The organism is Aeromonas sp. 82P, from assembly GCF_051919365.1.
GTDB lineage: Bacteria > Pseudomonadota > Gammaproteobacteria > Enterobacterales > Aeromonadaceae > Aeromonas > Aeromonas veronii.
This window is the reverse complement of record NZ_JBQBEV010000001.1, coordinates 4,314,128-4,335,335: the sequence shown is the minus strand read 5'-3', so window position 1 is coordinate 4,335,335 and position 21,208 is coordinate 4,314,128. Positions and strand designations below refer to the sequence as shown.

Here is a 21,208-nt window from a genome sequence, read left to right as displayed (position 1 = left end):
GGGCCAATCGGCTTCTTTGTCATTAGTCTTCCAAACAACAAAACGTTTATGGCTGGTGATTGCTTTTTAACCAAAAAGGGGCTTCGGGTCTCACCTTTAGTTGCCGGTCTTTTCCAGATGAATGGAAGGCTGAGGAGAATATACCTTGTCTGCTATACACGACTTGATTGCTCAAGTTAGCGATCCCCGTCTACGTGAGCGTTTAGCTGCCGAGTGGGCAAATGCTGCCAAAGAAAAGAAATTCGGCCTAGTGTTCGAAGACCACCTGCCCGAGTTGTTGCCGCTCTACGGTGCCAAACCCCGCAAGGGCGATCTGGTGTGTCGCCGTCAGGGGGCGCTGAAAGATGTGTGGCAAATCAAGTCCATCCATGCTGGTATCGCCACTTGTGTGAAACCTAGTAACGAGGCACACCCCAGTGAACCCACTCGCGCTGTAGTTGAACCGGTGCAATTTTCGATGGATGAACTGCTGGTGGTGCGTGAGTTTGGCGAGCCAATCTTTCCAGCGTTGATACCGGTGGATGCAGTGGCAAACGGTGCTGAGGATGCGCCATGGCACACATTGATTGAGGCTGACAACTACCACGCGCTGCAGTTGTTGGATTACCTGTATGCCGGTCAGGTGGATTGCATCTACATCGACCCGCCCTACAACACCGGCGCGCGCGACTGGAAATACAACAACGACTACGTGGATGGCAACGATGGCTGGCGGCACAGCAAGTGGCTGGCCTTTATGGAAAAGCGGCTGAAGCTGGCGAAGCGGCTGCTCAAGCCGGACACAGGAGTGCTGATCGTAACCATCGATGAAAAAGAGTATCTGCATCTAGGTATGTTGCTTGAGCAGGGGTTCCCGGATGCACGTATTCAAATGATCAGCACGATGATCAATCCAGCAAGTGTTGCCAGGGTTGGCGGATTTGGTCGAAGTGATGAGTACATATTCGTGGTGATGTTGGGCACAGCAGCTCCAAGTCGACTTCGCCTCGGTCGGGAGTGGGTTTCAGGCAAGGGGCGGACTCACACTGGGAATATCCGCTGGGATTTGCTGCGGCGCTCAGGGACAAATGCCGAACGGAGCCATTCGCCTGGGTGTTTTTATCCGATCTACGTGGACCCGAAAAAGAAAACAATTGAGCATATTGGAGATCCCTTGCCTGCTGGGCAGTCCGCAGCACCGAAAATGAAAGGGCTGGTAGCAGTTCTGCCAATTAGAAAGAACGGGAGTGAAGGCAACTGGCAGTGGTCGCCTGACACGTTCAAGGGGCGCATGGCACTTGGACGTGTCCGAGTTGGAGGCAACGAAAAACGTGGTTTCGTCATTTACATCTTGAAGGACGGAGAGTACGCCAAAATTCAGCGCGGTGAATTTCAAGAGGCAGGACGTGCGGCAGATGGTTCCATCATCGTCGATGATGCCGATGCAAGCTTTGTGATTGCCGTGCCTGGAAGCCAGTGGCGTATTTCGAGTCATGATGCAACCCAATATGGATCACGGTTGCTTGGAGATATTCTTCCTGACCGGCGATTCCCATTTCCGAAAAGCCTCTATGCAGTGCGGGACACGATCAGGTTTTACTTGGAAGAAAAACCCACCGCCCTAGTCGTAGATTTCTTCGCCGGCAGTGGCACCACGCTAAATGCCGTCAACCTGCTCAACGCTACCGACGGCGGCCAGCGGCGCTGCATTCTGGTCACTAATAACGAAGTCTCCGCAGAGGAGGCCGCAACCCTGAGCGCCCGTGGCCTGCAACCCGGTGATGTGGAATGGGAAGCACAGGGTATCTGCCGCTCGGTGACCTGGCCGCGCAGCAAGTACACCATCCTCGGCCAGCGTGATGATGGCTCGGTGCTGTCGGGTGAATACCTGACCGGCAAAACGGTGGAGCGTGAGAAAGCGCGCAGCTTCACGCAGATCGGCTTTGTCGATCCGGCACAACTCGATACGAGCGCCAAAAAGAAACAGGTGGTGGCGCTGATCGATGGATTGCCTCAAACGCTGGTGAAAGACCCGTGTACCTTCATCGTGTCGGAGGACCACAAGGCCACTGTGCTGTTTGATCCGGCTGCCGCGGAGGATTGGATGGAGGCGCTGGACGGACAAGTGCACATCACCGACTTCTACATCGTCACGCCCATCAAACGCCTGTTCGACCAGTTGAAGGCGCATGTGGCGGAGTTGCTCGGGCCGATCCTGGTGCCAGAGGAAGAAAAACGGCCGATGAGCGCTGGTTTTGCCGCCAACCTCGCCTACTTCAAACTGGACTTTTTAGATCGGGAGCGTGTATCGCTCCGCAAAGCCTTCAGCGAGATTTTACCGCTATTGTGGTTGAAGGCTGGCGCCATTGGGCCACGTCCTGAGTTGAAACAAGGTGAGCCTGAGCCAGCCCTGTTTATGCCGGAAGGCAGCAATTTCGTTGTGTTGCTTGAGGAGACCTGCATAGCCCGCTTGCTAAAGTCGCTGGAAGGTCGAACCAGCGTGTCGCAGGTGTTCATCGTTACTGATGCGGACGAGTCTTTCAAAACAATGGCTCAGAATGTACACGAGGTCGCGGGCAAGGAAAACCCTGAGTTGCAGGTAGTGCAGCTATATCGGGATTACCTGCTCAATTTCATGATTAACAAAAACCAGGACCGAGCAGCCGGCCAGGCTGCGGTACTGGGAGATCGGGTATGAAGGTTACACTATTTGATTTTCAGAAAGATGCGTTGAACGATTTGCGCAAGGCGTTGGTGAAAGCACGCCAAGGGGTGTCGTCTGACGATCAGCATGTGGTTGCTTTCTCGGCTGCTACTGGTAGCGGTAAGACGATCATGATGACGGCCTTGTTTGAGGCTATTCTTGATGAGCCTGACGATCAACTGGCTTGGCCACTTGACTGGGTTCCACAACCAGATGCTGTGATTTTGTGGGTATCTGATATGCCAGAACTGAACGAGCAGACCAAGCTCAAGATCGAGAGCAAGTCAGACAGGGTGTACCGGGTTAATCAACTTATTACAATTGATGCACATTTCGATGCACCCCGGCTGGATGGCGGGCGTATCTATTTCATCAACACACAAAAGTTGGCGGTTAATCAACCGCTGACTAACCGTGGTGATGGCCGTCAGCATCTGATTTGGGAAACGCTTACCAACACAGCTAGGGCCATCCCTGATCGTTTTTATGTGGTCATTGATGAGGCTCACCGCGGTATGATCTCGGGTAGAGGGGCTCAAGCGGCTCAGACTTTGATGCAACGTTTCTTGTTAGGTCATCCTGACTCGGGTTTGGTTAAGATGCCGATGGTGATCGGTGTGTCGGCTACGCCCAGACGTTTTCTAGATTTAATTGCCGCAGCTGAGCATTCTGTGACCACGCACAAGGTTGCAGTCCCTGCAGAAGAAGTGCGTAAGTCAGGTTTGTTGAAAGACCGCATTCTAATTCATCATCCTGAGACTGCTACGACAGCTGAGATGGCGCTGTTGGAAGAGGCTGCTCGGCGATGGGGTCAGATGACGACTTCATGGAGTACTTATTGTCATGAAGAAAATGAACAATTTGTTTGGCCAGTGTTGGTGGTTCAGGTCGAAAACGGTTCAGACAGACAACTGACCAAGACTGATCTTGGCGCTGCGCTAACAGTGATCGAGAGTGCGATCGGCCGTCGTCTTAATGAAGGCGAGGTCGTTCATGCGATGCATGATACTGGAGATCTGGATATTGGTGGCCGCCGTGTGCGAAAGGTGGATGCTTCACGCATAGATGCGGATAAGAATATTGGTGTTGTTTTTTTCAAGACCAGTTTATCCACAGGGTGGGATTGCCCACGTGCTGAGGTGATGATGTCATTCCGTCGAGCGGAAGACCACACCTATATTGCTCAGCTGTTGGGCAGAATGGTGCGCACGCCATTGGCTCGTCGGATCGAGAAAGATGCAGCGTTAAACGACGTTCACCTGTTTCTTCCATACTTCGATACGAATGCTGTGAAAAGTGTGGTTGCCTCGTTACACAATGCCGAAGATGTGCCACCTGCTGAGACTGGTTCTAGTCACAATCTGGTGATACTGAAGCGGCGCGAAGGGACAGAGGATATTTTTAACTCGCTAGTTGAAACAGTAACCTACCGCGTGAATGCTGCTCGCGCACAAAGCCCTTTACGACGCTTAATGGCGATTTCACGCAGCTTGACCCTTGATGAGATTGATGACCGCGCATGGGCTGTCGCCAAACGTCAGATTGTCGAGTGGATGGGCGAAAGGATTATAGCGATCAAGACTGCCGACCAGTTTAATGTATCTGCCAACACGATAACTCAAGTTGGTTTGCGCACCCTGACTGTAAACAATGGTACCGGCATTGCAGAGCCTACAGCTGATTACAACATTGATGCGACGAGTGTTGATATTGACCGGCTTTTTGAAGAGGCCGGACGAGTTTTCAGTAATGGTTTGCAAATGGAGTACTGGCGAACCAACGCGGAGCGAGATGCGCAGGAAGTCAAGGTTGAGGTAATTGTCTTGGCGCGTAATTCTGCTGAAATGGCGGCATTGGAGTCAAAGGCGGAGTCTGCTTTCGACAATCTTTATGATCTGCATAAAAAAGCGATTTACCAACTTAAGGAGCAGCGTCGTTCAAGCTACGATAAGCTACGTCTGGCAACAGCTAAACCCACCGAGGTGCCTTGGCATTTGCCTGCATCCATTGACTTCAAGCGTCAGCAGACTGACCCTGTGTGGGAACGCCATCTCTATGTTGAAAATAATGGTCTGTTCCGTGCCGAGTTAGGCAGCTGGGAAGCAGAAGTATTGAAAGAGGAGCTTGCTAAACCTGATGTGGTGGGCTGGTTGCGAAATTTGGATCGAAAGTTATGGTCACTAGAGATTCCGTATGAAACAGGGGGGAGCGTGCGGTCTATGTTCCCTGACCTTGTTGTAGTCAGGAAAGTTGGCTGCAAGTTTGAGATCGATATTTTGGAGCCTCATGATCCTAGTTTGAGCGATAACTTTGAGAAAGCTGTTGGTCTAGCTAAGTTTGCGGAGAAGCACGGAGCGCAGTTCGGGCGTATTCAGTTAATCCGAAAAATGACCTCTGCGGGCGGAGAACATTTCGCTCGTCTAGAGATCAATCAAACAGCTATGATTAAGAAGCTTTTGCTGATTAACGGTAATCCTCAATTGGATGATTTGTTTAAAAACCATTCTTAATCGACGGATGACAACATCTTCTACAGCTCAAAAAAGGCCGGATCTTCCGGCCTTTTTACACCCAATGTTCGGGAATGGTGAGCTCGAACGACCGGGCTGCATACCGTAGCATGCTCAACATTTCGCTATGCCGTGCTTGATCGATGACATGCCCAGCCTTGCGCTGCTCAAGCATCATCTGTAGCTCCGGTAGGTTGAACATACCAAGACGATGGAAGTTGCCCCAGGTAGGCTGGCCAAATAGGTTGTAGATCACCACAGTGCTATCTCGTTCACTGGCTAGGCGCTTTTCACCGAGGAGCTTGGTCAGCGCTTCTTCAGCTTCATCTTTGTCATCGTAGGTGTTTAACAGTTTCATAATCGGATATTTTGGTAGAAATCAAACGACTGATTCTAGCAAAAATGGTGACAGAACCACAGCGCTTAACCCAAGTACCCTCTCTCCGCAAGCGATACAATTCCCTCTGTGGCAACCACCAGATGATCTAGAAGCCGGATCTCGACCAGCTCCAGCGCACTCTGCAGACGGTGGGTGATCTCGATATCTGCTCGGCTGGGTTCCGGGTATCCTGACGGGTGGTTATGCACCAGCATCAGGGCGGCAGCATTGTGGTGTAGAGCCCGCTTGACGACATCACGGGAGTAGACGGTTGCAGCAGATAGGGTGCCAAGAAACAGCTCCTCGTAGGTCAGGATTCGGTGCTGGTTATCAAGGAACAGTGCCGCAAAAACTTCGCGATCCCGTGTTTGCAGCAGCCCTTGCAGGGCCTGATGGGCCAAGTGTTTATCGGTAATAGCTTCTCCCTTGGCCAGTTTCTGCCGGGCAACAGCTTGGGCGATGGTGAGCAAATCATCGTCGGTGACAAGGTCAGTCACCCGGTAGGTGCCGGGGGTCTCCCCGGCGATCAGTTTGTGATGCAACATGATTAGGCTCCATACGCCATCGCCCCACCGCGTTGGATGCAGCAGGGTAGGCGAGCTATTTGGTTAATGGGTTACTGAATGGGGTGTGACCGCAGGCTTGGTTGGCTGTGTTCAGGCCGCCAAGGTGTGCGGGGTGTAGTCGTGCAACGGAACGTGGTAACTGGTCGCCAGCAGGGTGCCGAACTGGGTTAGCCAGCGGTGATCCGGGTGGTCGCACAGCCATTGTGCCAGGGCGTCGCCCCGTTCGTTTTCATAGCGCAGGTAGAGGGCATAACCGTTCACCGGCTGGCCTTGGTCATGCACCACTTCAATTTGGCCATTGTGCTCAAGGTAAGCCTCCAGCTCGATAGCGATCACGGCGTTAATCATCTTCGGTCTCCTTGTCAGGGATGGGGTCACTCTCCACGGCATAGCCGCGATGGATGCAGATGCGTTGCAGGTCAGCCAAGAAGCTTGCCAGCACGCGGGGTTGCTCGGTGAGCGGCACCGGCCCTGCTTGGCAATGCCAGAAGCAATTGCGTTTGGGGTCGATGCAGATCTCATCTCTCGGCTGGCTCATGGTGTGCCAGTCCTCAGCATTAGTGAGGGAGAGCAGTTGCCACTGCACGCCAGACCAACGCACTTGTAAGGTGACTGTGCGGGCTGGTGGGCTATCCGGTGTCAGGTGCAGCAGCCAACGCTGACTACTGCGAGTGGGGGTTAGCTTGGCGCTGGTGGCGACTCGTCCCAACCACTGACGTGAGTAGTGGGAGAGCGCTAATTCTTGGCTCATCGTGTCCTCCTAATCTCCTGCGACCGTGGCGCTGAAACACTCCAACCGGCAGTAGGCAATGAAGTTGCTCTGCCAGATATCGAACAGCTCCCGCGCTTCGGCCAGTCGCAGTGGCCCCCAGCCCAACATGGTGTGTTCCCCATCGAGGAAGTTGAAATCGAGCTCCTTGCAGAGCTCGGCATCCTGCCCCAGCCCTTGATAACTGAAGTCGGTGACGTAATCGAACAGCCAGCCATCGAGCCCACGGATCAGGCGGATCTCGACTGGGTGCACGCCGCCTTGCTCGGCACTGTAGCCGGGGTTGCGAAAGTTGAAGGTCAGTTGGGTTAAGCGCTCAAGATTGAGCTCGGTTTTAGCGACTTCCTGGTTAAGCTGAACCAGCAATGCTTGTGCAACGGGCATGGCAAAGCCGTCCCGGAAAAAGGGAATGGTCATGGTGTACTCCTTGTGGGGGTTAATCTTGGCCGAACAGCTCGCGCATTTTTCTGGCCACACGGGCACGGATCTGTTCATCAATAAAGGCGGCAATACTGGCGAGAGCTGCACTCAGTACCGCGATGTCATCGGTGAGTCCCATCGGCAACACATCCGGGATCGCATCAATGGGCGATATAAAGTAGGCCAGCGCACTGTAGATCAGCAGTTTGGCCCAAAGCGGCAGATCATCCTTCTGGCTGGTGTAGTAGAGCAACAGGCAGGTCTCGATAAAGGGCCGACCGGCACGTTTGGCAAAGGCCCAGAGTTTGTGCCAAAAACCTTGGTGATCGAACGGCTCGCATTCGGGGGGAATGCAGGGGGGCATAGTGCGTCTCCTTCACGGGTGGGTGAATTACAGAAATAAAAAGAGGAGGCAAATGCCTCCTCTTGGATGGGAATGGGTGTGACCTATTGGTCCCACATCAAGCAGTCAAACTCGGGTGTGTTGGTGGCTGGCAGCACAGATGCGACCTCTTGGGTCGGCAGTGCGAGCTGCTTGCCATCAGCCGTCAAAATGCGGATCGACTTGGCCTTACGTAGCTTGCCCCACATGTCGAAGAAATTGTTCTCACCGACACGGGACGCGGTCTCATAGGGCGCATCGTATTGGCTGCCATCGACGACGATGGAGAAAGCCTGCCCGGCATAAGAGCCGTACTCCTTGCCCTGCACGGTGGCCGTCATGCTGACCTTGCGGGTGTCATTACAGGCGATATAGAGGTTGTTTTTCTCGTTGACCACCGCCGTGTATTCGCTGGTGCCCTGACCCCAGCCACGGCTCCAGCGCCCGGCCTCACCGTAGGCCAGGGCGTTGCCGCACAGCAGCAGTGCTGTTGAGGTAATGAAGAGTTTGTTCATCCCTGTGACTCCTGAAGGCTCAAGGATTTAGATGAGCCATTAGAATGGTTATTTTTGGTAAAGCACGCTGAGGGAGTTATCCACCAAGTGCTTGACGATTTCATAGTCTGGATTGTAAGTGGCGAGATTATGTGCCGCGATGGTGACGGCTGATGCGATCCCGGCCAGACCGGTAATACCGCCAAAGATGCTGGCTCCTGCAGCGGCGATCCGGCCCTTGGTATAGACCCGACATTTCAACCCGGCAGGTTCGATGGTGTTTTCAAGTTTTGTGACAGCGGCGCTCATTCGCCCCGACAGCCCCACGACTTCGAAAGATTTTCGTGCACGGATCAGTGAGGCCAGCTTGTCAGTATCCAGGTCTTCATAAGTCAGTCTTTCCATGTTTTGTTTCCTTGGTTGTGTAGTGAAAGCGTCTTATGGAGCCCACCTGTTGCGAGTTGGTCACGATGATTTATTGGCCGAGGGCCTCACATCTCTGTCAAATCTGCAAAATTGCTGTTGAGTGGACTCATTGAATCGTTAGTTTATCTTTTGAGTCCTTATCGTCAATGGGTCCATGGTCAACCATGACGTTGACTGGAGGACCCATGACAGATATCAACCTTGAGCTGTTAGCCAAGAGCGTGGGTAAAGCGATTAGCCACAAGCGCACTCAAGCCGGATTCACGCAAGAGCATGTGGCTGAACACCTCAGTATCGGGATGGAAGCCGTCTCACGAATGGAGCGAGGAATTGTGGTGCCGACCGTGGTGCGGCTGGCGGAGCTCGATCAGCTGTTTGGTTGTGAGCTGGCGGATTTTCTGCGTGAGACCAGTAACCGGCCCACCGAGCAGGGCATTGTGCTGAGCCAGCAACTGGCCCGGCTTGATGCTGCTGACCGGACCCTGTTGCTGGAAACGGTAGAACGGTTGGTGGAGCGGTTGGCGCGTCCCCGCTGAGCATCCACCATTCACTGGGGAGGGGGCGGGTTCCCTTTCCCCAATTTATTGGTGAGCGGGCTCCTTCTTGGTTGCGGCTTCGGTGGCGTTCTGGTTGCTTGGCTTTGAGGGGCGTTAAGGGAGGTAGTCGCCTCCGTACCAGCGTGACTATTCGCCGTCTCGTCGCTGCAGGCTTCGGGATAGAACTCCTCCAGCAGCATCGGCACCTCTTCATCGATATCCTCAAACTGGCCGTTACGCAGCAAATCACGAGCAGCCTGCTCCATCTGGTCGATGGCAAGGCCAGCCTCTTGGTCACGCTGGGCGGCCTCCTGTGCCTGTCTGACTGCCTCGGTCAGGTTGGTCTCTTCCCGCAAGGTCAAATCCACGTAGTAGACCGGTGTGCGGTAGGATTGCGCCGTGCTCTTGGCCCGCAACCGTAGGGTGAGCGGCAGATAGCGGGTATGGCCCCCGCTCAAAGCCTCTAGGTACTTCAGCCGAGCAGCCAGAGTGCGCACCGAGTTGTAGCCGGTGGTGCGGAAGATAAAGCTACCCAACTCATCCCCTTGCCCCTCCACAAACAGGTTCAGTCGTCCGTACAGCTTGCAACCCTGTTGGCCTGCAAAGGCGCAGCGCTCAGGTCCAGGGCAGCTGACCTCCTCCATGCCTTGTGCCCCCACACGTCTTGCCACCTCCCCATTCCCGACACAGAGCGGCCTGCCGGTTTGCCGGTCAAACGCGCTGTATTCCGCCCGTAGATTCAAGTCGCTATCGTTGAACAGCACCCGCACCGGAATGGCGCGGATCTTGGTTTGTTCCTGCCCTTGGCCACTCTTTTGCGATGAGTAGTGTTGATGCAGGGGATGGAGTAACCATCCCCCTTTTTGTTGTACCTGGGTGGTGAGGGTGAAGCTGTCGTCCTTCTCCGGTACCCATTTATCCTGTTTTTGCACCAGCTTGCCGATGCAGATCCGCCCGATCACGGGCGGGGTAATCGCCAGTCCTTTGATCATGGTGTTTGCCTCAAGGGTTGAATGGTGAAACGGCGCACGCCGGGTACCGGTTTGACGTAACGGGTGAGCAGGTCGGGATGATCCTGACCGAGCTTATCCAGATCAGGTGCCAGCCTGTCTTTGCTGCGCTTCCAGGTGATCTTGCCATCGGCAAACAGCCCGGCTGTCGCTTCACCCAAAGTGGCTTGCAACCGCTGCTTGAGCTGCGACTCCTGCAGCTCGACGGCTTCCTTTTGCTGTCGCAAGCGCAGCAGCTCGCCAAACAGCTTGTTGAACTCGGGAGAATCGGAGAGATCCACCGTCTGGCCATCATCGCGGGGAAACAGCCAGCTCAGGGCGTTGGCGGCATCACTGGATCCGTCAGGTTCAGGTTGCTGATCTTGTTGCACCATCTGCCAGAACTGCGCTTCCCGCTCGGTGAGATCTTGGATCTTCTCCTCATCGCGCTCGATGCGGTAAACCCGAAAATCCTGGCCGCCGATCAGCACTGCTACCTCAGCCCAGGCATGGCCGGTAACAGCCAGTTGATGCAGCACCTGACACTGGTAAGCCACCGGAACCCCTTCCTCCCACTGGGGGGCGCTGTGATAGCTGGCGGTTTTGATCTCCAGAATGCCCGGCCCATCGGGATGGCCGACTACCTCCCGGTCGAGGTTGGCGAGCATGAAGGGTTGCTCGGGGTTTTGCAGTACCGCATTGACCCGGCGCACCTTGTAGCCGGTGCGTTTGGCGTAGACCTGCGCCAACACCGGCTCCAGCTCAATGCCCCACAGCACCGCTTCTTTGTGGGAGATATCTTCCGGCTCCTTACGACCAGTCTTCTCCAACCACAGGCTGAGCGGACATTTGTAGGGAGAGAGCCCTACTGCCACGGCGGCATCGGAGGAGCCAATGCCGAGTTTGCGGATAGCGAGCCACTGCTCGCGGGTTAATTGGGTAGTGGATGCCAGCCGCAGGGCTTGGCCATATTTGGCTTTTGCTTTCATGACTATTCCTTGTTGACGGCATAAACACCTACGCCCGGACTGGCTTGCACCAGTTCGGGTAAGGTATTTTTGCTATCTGATGAAATGAGAAGAGGCTACAAACGCAGTCCCATAAGGGGGCAGTCAAATCGCTAGATGTTTGTTATCGGGTTATCGCAACGCCGTCAGATGTCGAATCTGATGTGGGGCAGTTACACAGAATTATTTACAGGTTTTGTTGTTCAACTGGTACTTCAACATCCACACAAAGTTTGCTGCCCATCACTTCGATGTGGAGAGCTTGATCTCACTGCCATGTTGCTCTATGGCAACGGCAGGCTGACACTGAGAGCATTGCTCACCGGAAGAGGAAGGCTTCTCAGCGCAACTGCTGCATACAGCAGTTGGCGACTGGTGACTATATCCGCGGTGGACCAGTACCTATGATTGACCCTCATCGACTTTTCTCACTAGGCTGACGCTAAGGCATCCTCTACGATCTTCTGGTAACGCTCAACTTCAGTCTTGTAACCATAGAAACGATAATTGTCGTCTTGGAACGATGTAACATAAAAGTAATAGCGTGCAGGTTTTGATGGTTCTGGAGGCTTTTTACTCTCTAGATATTTATCTAGAAGAGCTATACCAAGTACAAGCCAACTTCCTCCATTTAGTTTTTGCTCGTATTGCTTTTTCTTTTCATCCTCAATTTTCTTGGCTGTTTCAGCTGCTGTTAATGGGTCAAGCGCTGGGTCGGCTTCGCTAATGCCAAATGACTTAACGTTTGATAAACGAATGGAGTGCCCTTGGATCGAAACAAATTTTGGTGCCATTAATTTTCCCTTTACGGTTTTCCTTTGTGTGGAGCGAGGTGATCGAATTAACTGATAGCTATTATGTCTAATCGTGAGACGCCGAAACGCCGTCGTTGTCTCAAATAGTGACACTCAGTATGCCATGACAGTAAACGGATACAGGCCGCTCTTTCAATCGATGCGGCTATTACTGCAACAAATTGAGTGCCTGATTCAGGGCTTGGGATTTGAGTTGGGCACCCTGACCGAACCAGGCAGAATCGAGCCGGTGATCCTGGCTGCGGGCACGGCGATGGTGGTAGGGTAGAAGCAGAGCATTACTACTCCACTTCCCCCGAAGAACCGTACGTGCGAGTTTCCCCGCATACGGCTCAGGCCTCTTCAAAGCCCTACCTTAGGTAGAGCCGGCGGTTTGTTTCGAATCAAGGTGGTGGATCTGCCGATAGCAGGTCGGATGCATCAAGATCAGGTTGGAGGAGATATCCGTTCCACCGAGTGCTTTTGGAACGATGTGGCGCAAATGCCAACCCGTTTCCTTTGTGATCAGCGCTCTGCAGTGCGGGCATCGGCCAGCCTGATTGGTCCAGAGGTGAAATAGCCGTCTCTTGCCCGTCAGGGTATTCTTCATGGTTAGAGCAAGCCTATCCTCGAAGTATGTCGCCCAAGCGGGGTCGAAGGGATTGGCCTCCCCTCTGATTTTGATATGACGTTCAATCGCTATGCTGTTGGCAAATGCCAGAGCCAGCCTTCGCGTTGAACCATCCTCGTTCTGTACCTCGCAGCTGAATACCCAATCACGCATCCCGAGCCGGATGAAGTAGCGAGATTTCACCCAAGAACTGGATTTGTTGGGATGTCTCCGGCGAGCCCATTGCCATAGCTTTTGCCAGATAGCGAAATCAACCCTTGAGAAGGTTTCCTTTGCTACTTGGTTGCGATGATAGTACGCCCAGCCCCGAATCATCGGGTTGAGCTTGGTGATCACCGCCTCTTGTTTCGCCGCTTTGTGTGTCTCAATGACCTTTCGAATTTTCTGGACGAATGTTTTCACATTCTTCTTCGCCGGTTTGATGAGAAGCTTCCCATCGAACTTGCGAATGGTCCAACCCAAAAAGTCAAAGCCGTCCTCGATGTGCACGATCTGAGTTTTCTCGGCAGAGAGCTTAAGGCCTCGCTCCTGTAGGAAATTCTCAATCGTCGTTTTGGCTGTTTCCAGCGTTTCTTTTGTCGCCCCGGTGACGACAAAATCATCTGCATATCGGATCAGGTGCACTTTGTGCGGGTTGCTTTTCCTTGTCCCTTGCAAACGAACATTAAAACGGTTGTGTAGCAGCGCTTCAATACCGTCCAGTGTCATATTTGCCAGTGTCGGAGAGATTATGCCGCCTTGCGGCGTCCCTTCGTCAGTTGGAAACAACCCGCCTTGCCAGACGAAACCAGCTTTTAACCACTTATGGAGAATGGCTTTATCAACAGGAATGTTGGCCAGCATCCATTCGTGGCTTATATGGTCAAAACAACCGGAGATATCTGCGTCCAACACCCACTGCGGTGAGTGGCGTTTTGCCAGTGCGATGAAGCATTGCCCAGCGGCGTCTCTCGTTGCTCTTCCGACCCTGAAGCCGTATGAGTTTGAGTCTGCCTGAGTTTCCGCGATGGGCGACAGAGCTAGCAGGTGTAGCGCCTGCATTGCCCGATCCTTCATCGTGGGAATACCCAGAGGACGTAGCTTTCCGTTCGTTTTTGGGATGAATACCCTTCTCAGAGGCTGGGGGGTGTACCCCTTGCGCCTGAGCGACCCTATAGCTTGGGCTTTCGCTTCTGGGGTCTGCCAAGTTACCTTGTCTACCCCAGGTGTTTTCTTACCTTGATTCTCAGTGATTTGCTTGACAGCAATTGCTCGTCCAGAGAACGAGTGGGTCAGGAGCCATTGCAAGGCTTTCACCTTGCCCCAGCGCCGTTCCCGAACCGCCTTTGCAATACGTGCTTGCAGCCTTCCAACCACGCGATGAGCACCTGACCATTCGATCTGGTGCCATGTAACGTAGCCGGAGGCCGCACTAACTGACGATGCAGTCATCATTTGCCTGTCCTCCGTGTAGAGGGTTCCACAAACTCTCTTGCAAAGAGAGACCCGCCGGAAGTCTGCTCCCTTTCGGGCGGGATAATATCGGGTGACCCCTCAATCCCTATCCGGCCCATTACAGGCCGACATTCGCTTTTTCCGGCATCCTATGCCCGCACCTCCAACAGCGTTCCTTACGGTCTGCCTGCCCGGTTAGGCGAAGATACGGGTTTACCGTGTTTCACATAAATAACGTCGGAAGGTTAGGTGTCGATACTCCCCCGGCAGAACAAAGTCCTCGACTGGATAGTCGACAGATCCAGTACCAGTCTGCGTGCCATTTTGGCTGAAGCCCAGCATCTTTGGCTTCTTCGAATTCACGAGGTTTACCATCGATTCACATGTGTTCACCATACTTCCAAGCCTAGCTCCCCACCGCGTGATGCTCGCAGTTCCACCTTGCCCTCACGGGGTCAGTTTCACCCTTACAGGGATGGGCTACATTGTCAGAGTGGCTTCAGACCCCGCCGTTACCAGCAACGCCTGCACTCCTAGGCTACTGCGGGAGGAACCGCAGGATTTGTCTTGAGGCTAATCCTCATGTGCAAATCAGTTATTTATGCGACCTCACGTCGCACATCCACGTATTCAGTGACCGCATTGACCAGCCCCCAGGCGGTATTGCGGGAGCTCGTAAGTTCTGAGCCCATGCCTGCGCCCTGATAGAGCTCATGCAGTCGTTGTACCGGCTTGGTGAGAACGATGTTCTCCTCATCGAGCGGTTGCGCCAACAGATCGCTGAAAAAGCGCAGCGCCTCTTCGGGGGCGACGGGCCGCTGTGCCAGCGCCTTGGTCTGTGCCTTGAACTCATCCCAATGGGAGAGCCCCAGCCCGAGCGACTCTTTGACGGTCGCCGCATCGAACTGAGTGGAGTGGGGCACCTTGATGGCTCCGGTAGCGCTGCGCAGTGCCATCTGCAGGGTGTTGTTGCAGACTACTCGCAGCGAGGTGAACTGCGCCGTGGTGCAGAGTGTGCCGTCGCAGCTGGTCGCCAACAGCAGATAGGACTTTACCAAGTCATTGCCTTTGAGTTTGAGATCCTGGCCTGTTTTGGCAAGAGCCCACAGCTTGCGGCCACCTTTGAGCGAGCCCGCGGTCTCTAGCTCAAAGCCACCGGCTTCCACTAGATCTTGATAGAAGTGCAGCACCTCGTGAGGCTGTACCACGTTGTAGCGGCTTGAGACCACCGACAGGGGGGCGAGGGTATCGGAGCGATACAGCACCTTGCTGTCGCTGTAGGGGCGAATATGCAACGCATCGGAGGCGACGTTAAACATCACGTCGCTCTGCTCGATGGTCCAATCCATCCCAGCTGCCTGTAGCCAGATATCGAGAGATTGTTGCGGGGGCAAAACATTGCCAAGGCCATGCCAAGGGGTTTGGCCCGTGTAGGCCATGGTGTCAATCAGGTGAGCCATATCTCCTCCAGGAATTGTGAAATGCAGACATCAGCCTGCTAACTCATGGAGGTGATGTAGGTTTGAAAGTTTATTGAATAGGATGTAGTCGTGTTTTTATTTGTGTGTGCTGTTAAGCAGCATACAGGTTTTTATGTTTGGACAATGCCCTTCATTGGAGATGTGGGTGCAGGATTGGTAAAAGAGGCTCAATCATGAAGGGTGTTTATAGCGTAGGTTAAAGCGTAGGTAGGTAAATGAATTTCAAAAAAAACGCATTAAAATCAAAATGTAAACACCCTTGCATCATGGGCGTGTGGGCGCTCAGATTGGCGCCGGGAGCGGAGCTTGTGGCGCCGCTGGCTTGGTGTTGTGCGGTCATGTTCTGTTCCAGAAGGGGCCTCTGCGAGCCAGTGTCTGCGGTGATTAGCCTTGAGCTTGATGGCGCCATTCTACACATAAGCGCCGCGGCGGGGGAGCGGGTGTTCCGGGCGCGGTTGTTCTGCACTATTGAAGACATGGCACAGGTGCGGCACCTCACATTGCGGCAGGCAAGGGCGGTCTGCCGTGGTTGCGGGCGGCGCTAGCGGGATCGCATAATGTGCCTCTTGAGCGGATCAGAAGGAGTCGTGATGAAACTGGATGCAGAGATAGAGCACCTTGCCATCGAGCTGGGACGGGCCCTCGGTCAGCGGGGCTGGCTGGCGGCGACCGCCGAATCCTGCACCGGCGGCGGGGTGGCCAGCGCCATCACCGACATCGCGGGCAGCTCCGGCTGGTTCGATCGCGGATTTGTCACCTACACCAACGAGGCCAAGCAGCAGATGTTGGGGGTGAGCAGCGATAGCCTTGAACAGCACGGTGCAGTGAGTGAAGCCGTGGTGCTAGAGATGGCACGCGGCGCGCTGGCCCACTCGTCTGCCTCCATCAGCGTTGCTATCAGTGGCATCGCCGGCCCCGGCGGCGCCACCGAGGGCAAGCCAGTCGGCACCGTCTGGTTCGCCTGGGCCGACCGCAACGGTCGTCACCACTCCCTGCTCGCCCGCTTCGACGGGGATCGCCGACAGGTACGCCAGCAGGCGGTGAGACAGGCCTTGTCGGGTCTGTTGGCCCTGCTCAGATAAATTGGGCTTGATACTGTATGAATAGACAGTATACTTAGCCCAACTTCACTTCTTACTCACGATTTCCAGCGGAGATTGGCATGGATCAGAACAAACAGAAGGCACTGGCGGCTGCGCTGGGTCAGATTGAAAAGCAGTTCGGCAAAGGCTCCATCATGCGTCTGGGCGACAGCAAGACCATGGATATCGAAGCCATCTCCACCGGCTCCCTCTCTCTGGACGTGGCGCTGGGGATCGGTGGTCTGCCGTGCGGTCGTATCGTCGAGATCTACGGCCCGGAATCTTCCGGTAAAACCACGCTGACCCTGCAGGTGATCGCCGAAGCCCAGAAGAAGGGCAAGACCTGTGCCTTCGTCGATGCGGAGCACGCGCTGGATCCCATCTATGCCGCCAAGCTGGGCGTCAACGTCGACGACCTGCTTATCTCCCAGCCGGATACCGGTGAACAGGCGCTGGAGATCTGCGACATGCTGGTTCGCTCCAACGCGGTTGACGTCATCATCGTCGACTCCGTGGCGGCCCTGACGCCGAAAGCGGAAATCGAAGGGGAGATGGGTGACTCCCACGTTGGCCTGCAGGCCCGTCTGATGTCCCAAGCGCTGCGCAAGCTGACCGCCAACATCAAGAACGCCAACTGCCTGTGCATCTTCATCAACCAGATCCGGATGAAGATCGGCGTCATGTTCGGTAGCCCGGAGACCACTACCGGTGGTAACGCGCTCAAGTTTTACGCCTCCGTGCGTCTGGATATCCGTCGTATCGGCGCCATCAAGGAAGGCGACGAAGTGGTCGGTAACGAGACTCGCGTCAAAGTGGTCAAGAACAAAGTTGCCCCGCCCTTCAAGCAGGCCGAATTCCAGATCTTCTACGGTGCCGGTATCTCCAAAGAGGGCGAGCTGGTGGATCTCGGTGTCAAGCACAAGCTGATCGACAAGGCCGGCGCCTGGTACAGCTACAACGGCGAGAAGATCGGCCAGGGCAAGGCCAACGTGATGAAGCTGTTCGCCGAGAACAAGGTGATGGCTGGTGAAGTGGAAGCCCGCCTGCGCGAGCTGCTGCTCTCCGGTGCCGTGCCAGTCGATGACAAGGCTGCACCGGTTGAGGCAGACGAGTTCGATGCCGAAAGTGAACAAGAGTTCGAATAAGGAACAAAGGAAGGCCGGGTAGATACCCGGCCTTGTTATTTATGATGGTTGATGAATCCGTTACCGAACCGGTCGAGCCTGCCGAACCGACCTTTGCAGAGCAGCTTGTCGCCGCCCGCGCCTTTGCCATGCGCAGTCTGGCCCGTCGCGAGAGCGCCGAGTCGGAGCTGGCCAACCGGCTGCGCCAGCAGGGTTTCAATGAAGAGGTGATCGAGGCGGTGGTCGACTACTGCCGCGGTTACAACTGGGTCAATGACGAACGTTACGGCGGAATGGCTGTACGTGCCGGTGCCGCCAAGGGCCATGGCCCCATCAAGATCCGCTTCGATCTGCGCCGCAAGGGGCTCGACGATATGCAGATTGATGCCGCATTCGATCAGCCGGAGCTGGACTGGTTCGAACTGGCGTTTGCCCTGCTCGAACGGCGCGCCCGGGTGGCCGATCTGGCGGATTTCAAGCTGCGGATGAAGTGGCTCAAGTATCTGCTGGGGCGCGGCTTTACCCAGGATCAGGCCCGTTATGCCATCTCTGCCCTGCAGGAGCGGGAGGAGTAACGCCACTGCGTGACAAACGTCGTTTCACCTCTCCTTGTGGCAGGTTTTCCCTGCCCGCTCAGTAGCTTGCGTAAGCAATCCCGAAAAAGCCGCCTTTTGTTCATCTCATCCCTCTTTATGCGCTGCTTTTTTGCCTCTCGACAGTGGAAAAAGCCACTGTGAGCAGTGGCGCTCTTTTCTGGCCCGTTTATGTGCGCTTTTTCGCCCGTGGCGGCCCTGTCCGTTTTACTTTACCCCGCAGAAAACTTACATTAATGCGGTTAAAAGTCCGTATTCGAATCAAGCAGGATTTTCCATGTATATGTCCACGTCAGAGATTCGCGCTGCGTTTCTCGAGTATTTCCGTTCCCAGGGGCACCAGGTTGTCTCCTCCAGCTCGCTGGTACCGCATAACGACCCTACCCTGTTGTTTACCAACGCGGGTATGAACCAGTTCAAGGATGTGTTCCTTGGCGCAGACAAGCGTGCCTACAATCGCGCGACGACTTCCCAGCGTTGCGTGCGTGCCGGTGGTAAGCACAACGATCTGGAAAACGTCGGCTATACCGCTCGTCACCACACCTTCTTTGAAATGCTGGGCAACTTCAGCTTCGGTGACTACTTCAAGCAGGATGCCATCAAGTTTGCATGGGGCTTCCTGACCGAGGTGCTGCAGCTGCCGAAAGATCGCCTGCTGGTGACCGTCTACGCGACTGACGATGAAGCTTTCGATATCTGGGAAAAAGAGGTCGGTGTGCCGGCCGATCGCATCGTCCGCATCGGTGACAACAAGGGTGCCCCTTACGCTTCTGACAACTTCTGGGCGATGGGCGATACCGGCCCGTGCGGTCCCTGCACCGAGATCTTCTATGACCACGGCGATCACATCTGGGGTGGCCGTCCCGGCTCACCGGAAGAGGATGGCGACCGTTTCATCGAGATCTGGAACGTGGTCTTCATGCAGTTCAACCGTCAGGCTGACGGCACCATGGAGCCGCTGCCGCGTCCGTCTGTTGATACCGGTATGGGTCTGGAGCGTATCTCCGCCATCATGCAGGGTGTCCACTCCAACTACGAAATCGACATCTTCCAGGCGCTGATCAAGAAAGCGGCCGAGATTGTCGGCACCACCGATCTGAGCAACCAGTCCCTGCGCGTCATCGCTGACCACATCCGCTCCTGCGCCTTCCTGGTGGCAGATGGCGTGATGCCGTCCAACGAAGGTCGTGGCTATGTGCTGCGTCGCATCATCCGCCGCGCCGTGCGTCACGGTCGCAAGCTGGGCGCGACCGATGTCTTCTTCTACAAACTGGCTGCCGAGCTGGCAGTGCAGATGAAGGATGTCGCTGCCGAGCTGATCGCCCAGCTGCCGCTGGTCGAGCGCGTGCTGCGCATCGAAGAGGAGCAGTTCGTCCGCACGCTGGATCGCGGTCTGCTGCTGCTGGAAGACGCTCTGGCCAACTTGGGTGATGCCAAGGTTATTCCGGGCGAGGTGGTGTTCAAGCTCTATGACACTTACGGCTTCCCGGCCGACCTGACTGCCGACGTGGTGCGCGAGCGCGAGATCGGCATCGATGAAGAGGGCTTCAAGGCTGAGATGGAGAAGCAGCGTGCTCGCGCCAAAGAGGCCTCCAGCTTCGGTGTGAACTACAACGAAATGCTCAAGCTCGACTTCGAGACCCCCTTCACCGGTTACAAGACCCTGACCGAGCGTACCCGCGTGGTTGGTATCTACAAGGGTGTGGAAGAGGTGAGCGGTCTTATCGCCGGTGACGAAGCGGTCATCGTGCTGGAAGAGACCCCCTTCTACGCCGAGTCCGGCGGCCAGATCGGCGACAGCGGTACCCTGAAAGTGGACGACGGCATCTTTGCCGTGACCGACACCCTGAAAGCGGGTAAGGCGATCATCCACAAGGGCTACATGGAGCTGGGCACCCTGGAGAAGGGCGCCGAAGTGGAAGCCGTGGTTGATGGCGATCGTCGTCAGGCCATCGCCCTGAACCACTCCGTGACTCACCTGCTGCACGCTGCCCTGCGTCAGGCTCTGGGCGAGCACGTCACCCAGAAAGGTTCTCTGGTTGGAGCCGAGCGCATGCGTTTCGACTTCTCCCACTTCGAGGGGCTGACCATGGCGACCATTCGCCGGGTCGAGGAGCTGGTCAACAACCAGATCCGCGCCAACCACGAAATCACCACCCAGCTGATGGATCTGGAAGCAGCCAAGTCCGCCGGTGCCATGGCGCTGTTTGGTGAGAAATATGAAGACGACGTGCGTGTCGTGCGCATGGGCGATTACTCCACCGAGCTGTGCGGCGGTACTCACGCCAAGCGCACCGGTGATATCGGCTTCTTCAAGATCATCGCCGAGAGCGGTATCGCAGCTGGCGTGCGCCGTATCGAAGCGGTGACCGGCAAAGCCGCCATCGACTTCATGCATCAGGTTGGCGAGCAGATCGAAGAGGCTGCTGCACTGGTGAAAGGTGACCAGTTCTGCATCGCCGACAAGGTTCGCCAGATGCTGGACAAGGCCAAGATGATGGAGCGCGAGCTGGAGCAGCTCAAGGCCAAGCTGGCCGCTCAGGCTGGTAACGATCTGCTGGGTCAGGTGATCGAGATCAACGGTCAGAAGGTGCTGGTTGCAGCGCTGGAAGGGGCCGATCCGAAATCCCTGCGCGGCATGCTGGACGAGCTGAAGAACCAGATGAAGTCCGGTGTCGTGCTGCTGGCCACCTGTGCCGATGGCAAGGTTAACCTGATCGCGGGCGTCACCAACGATCTGACCGGCAAGGTCAAGGCCGGTGAGTTGGTCAATCTGGTTGCCCAGCAGGTGGGTGGCAAGGGCGGTGGCCGTCCGGACATGGCACAGGCGGGTGGTACCCAGCCTGAGGCGGTGCCGGCAGCGCTGCAATCCGTTCACTCCTGGCTGGAAGAGCGCCTGTAATCGGGC

Annotated in this window: 20 protein-coding genes and 1 pseudogene; 7 read left to right on the top strand and 14 right to left on the bottom strand. The window is 55.4% G+C overall.

The genetic code is table 11. The annotated features are described in order from the left end of the window. Positions 1-145 precede the first annotated feature (145 nt). The gene (locus ACTG2S_RS19860) at positions 146-2,677 is read left to right on the top strand and encodes a site-specific DNA-methyltransferase (protein WP_429072411.1); all 2,532 of its coding nucleotides are present in this window, start codon (positions 146-148) and stop codon (positions 2,675-2,677) included. Then, complete coding sequence (locus ACTG2S_RS19855; RefSeq protein WP_429072410.1) at positions 2,674-5,193, top strand: DEAD/DEAH box helicase; 2,520 nt, start codon at positions 2,674-2,676, stop codon at positions 5,191-5,193. Before ACTG2S_RS19860 ends, ACTG2S_RS19855 begins: the two co-directional genes overlap by 4 nt. 55 nt (positions 5,194-5,248) lie before the next feature. Here the strand turns inward: ACTG2S_RS19855 and ACTG2S_RS19850 are convergent, their stop codons facing one another. From ACTG2S_RS19850 to ACTG2S_RS19815, 8 genes are all read right to left on the bottom strand, one after another. Next, positions 5,249-5,551, bottom strand: a complete 303-nt coding sequence (locus tag ACTG2S_RS19850; RefSeq protein WP_408746387.1) for a hypothetical protein — start codon at positions 5,549-5,551, stop codon at positions 5,249-5,251. Positions 5,552-5,616: 65 nt separating this feature from the next. After that, positions 5,617-6,117: a RadC family protein gene (gene radC / locus ACTG2S_RS19845; protein ID WP_429072409.1), complete on the bottom strand. Its 501-nt coding sequence runs from the start codon at positions 6,115-6,117 to the stop codon at positions 5,617-5,619. A gap of 111 nt (positions 6,118-6,228) precedes the next feature. Next, on the bottom strand, positions 6,229-6,486 hold the full coding sequence (locus tag ACTG2S_RS19840; protein ID WP_429060375.1) for a hypothetical protein: 258 nt from the start codon (positions 6,484-6,486) through the stop codon (positions 6,229-6,231). Further along, positions 6,479-6,889, bottom strand: a complete 411-nt coding sequence (locus ACTG2S_RS19835) for a hypothetical protein (protein WP_429060376.1) — start codon at positions 6,887-6,889, stop codon at positions 6,479-6,481. The genes ACTG2S_RS19840 and ACTG2S_RS19835 overlap by 8 nt, the downstream gene beginning before the upstream one ends. 9 nt (positions 6,890-6,898) lie before the next feature. Further along, positions 6,899-7,324, bottom strand: a complete 426-nt coding sequence (locus tag ACTG2S_RS19830; RefSeq protein WP_421314046.1) for a DUF2787 domain-containing protein — start codon at positions 7,322-7,324, stop codon at positions 6,899-6,901. Between the two features lie 19 nt (positions 7,325-7,343). Continuing rightward, on the bottom strand, positions 7,344-7,691 hold the full coding sequence (locus tag ACTG2S_RS19825) for a YkvA family protein (protein ID WP_076362326.1): 348 nt from the start codon (positions 7,689-7,691) through the stop codon (positions 7,344-7,346). An 83-nt stretch (positions 7,692-7,774) separates the two neighbouring features. Next, positions 7,775-8,224, bottom strand: coding sequence for a hypothetical protein (locus ACTG2S_RS19820; RefSeq protein WP_421314047.1), 450 nt, complete (start codon positions 8,222-8,224; stop codon positions 7,775-7,777). A gap of 48 nt (positions 8,225-8,272) precedes the next feature. Next, the gene (locus tag ACTG2S_RS19815) at positions 8,273-8,608 is read right to left on the bottom strand and encodes a hypothetical protein (RefSeq protein WP_010634549.1); all 336 of its coding nucleotides are present in this window, start codon (positions 8,606-8,608) and stop codon (positions 8,273-8,275) included. Between the two features lie 206 nt (positions 8,609-8,814). Here ACTG2S_RS19815 and ACTG2S_RS19810 point away from each other — a divergent pair, with 206 nt between their 5' ends. Beyond that, positions 8,815-9,165, top strand: a complete 351-nt coding sequence (locus ACTG2S_RS19810; RefSeq protein WP_429060377.1) for a helix-turn-helix domain-containing protein — start codon at positions 8,815-8,817, stop codon at positions 9,163-9,165. 11 nt (positions 9,166-9,176) lie between these two features. Here ACTG2S_RS19810 and ACTG2S_RS19805 read toward each other — a convergent pair whose 3' ends face one another. The 6 genes and pseudogenes from ACTG2S_RS19805 to ACTG2S_RS19780 form a co-directional block, all read right to left on the bottom strand. Next, positions 9,177-10,157 carry a recombination directionality factor gene (locus tag ACTG2S_RS19805; RefSeq protein ID WP_215805208.1) on the bottom strand — a complete coding sequence of 327 codons (981 nt, stop codon included), beginning with the start codon at positions 10,155-10,157 and terminating at the stop codon, positions 9,177-9,179. Next, positions 10,154-11,143, bottom strand: a complete 990-nt coding sequence (locus tag ACTG2S_RS19800) for a YqaJ viral recombinase family nuclease (RefSeq protein WP_421314050.1) — start codon at positions 11,141-11,143, stop codon at positions 10,154-10,156. Before ACTG2S_RS19800 ends, ACTG2S_RS19805 begins: the two co-directional genes overlap by 4 nt. A gap of 449 nt (positions 11,144-11,592) precedes the next feature. After that, positions 11,593-11,955 (bottom strand): hypothetical protein, encoded by a 363-nt coding sequence (locus tag ACTG2S_RS19795; RefSeq protein WP_198505440.1) that lies wholly within the window; start codon positions 11,953-11,955, stop codon positions 11,593-11,595. Positions 11,956-12,124: 169 nt separating this feature from the next. Next, a pseudogene (locus tag ACTG2S_RS19790) lies at positions 12,125-12,235 on the bottom strand (DUF932 domain-containing protein); the annotation flags it as partial. Positions 12,236-12,331: 96 nt separating this feature from the next. After that, positions 12,332-14,020, bottom strand: a complete 1,689-nt coding sequence (gene ltrA / locus ACTG2S_RS19785; RefSeq protein WP_439982855.1) for a group II intron reverse transcriptase/maturase — start codon at positions 14,018-14,020, stop codon at positions 12,332-12,334. Between the two features lie 599 nt (positions 14,021-14,619). After that, positions 14,620-15,480, bottom strand: coding sequence for a DUF932 domain-containing protein (locus ACTG2S_RS19780; protein ID WP_439983143.1), 861 nt, complete (start codon positions 15,478-15,480; stop codon positions 14,620-14,622). A gap of 611 nt (positions 15,481-16,091) precedes the next feature. Here ACTG2S_RS19780 and pncC point away from each other — a divergent pair. The 4 genes from pncC to alaS all read left to right on the top strand — a co-directional run bounded on the left by pncC (position 16,092) and on the right by alaS (position 21,202). Then, complete coding sequence (pncC, locus tag ACTG2S_RS19775; protein WP_005357800.1) at positions 16,092-16,583, top strand: nicotinamide-nucleotide amidase; 492 nt, start codon at positions 16,092-16,094, stop codon at positions 16,581-16,583. A gap of 80 nt (positions 16,584-16,663) precedes the next feature. Next, positions 16,664-17,728, top strand: a complete 1,065-nt coding sequence (recA, locus tag ACTG2S_RS19770; RefSeq protein WP_005348744.1) for a recombinase RecA — start codon at positions 16,664-16,666, stop codon at positions 17,726-17,728. A 44-nt stretch (positions 17,729-17,772) separates the two neighbouring features. Continuing rightward, on the top strand, positions 17,773-18,282 hold the full coding sequence (locus ACTG2S_RS19765) for a regulatory protein RecX (RefSeq protein WP_274161773.1): 510 nt from the start codon (positions 17,773-17,775) through the stop codon (positions 18,280-18,282). A gap of 295 nt (positions 18,283-18,577) precedes the next feature. After that, the gene (gene alaS, locus ACTG2S_RS19760) at positions 18,578-21,202 is read left to right on the top strand and encodes an alanine--tRNA ligase (protein ID WP_005343004.1); all 2,625 of its coding nucleotides are present in this window, start codon (positions 18,578-18,580) and stop codon (positions 21,200-21,202) included. Positions 21,203-21,208 lie beyond the last annotated feature (6 nt).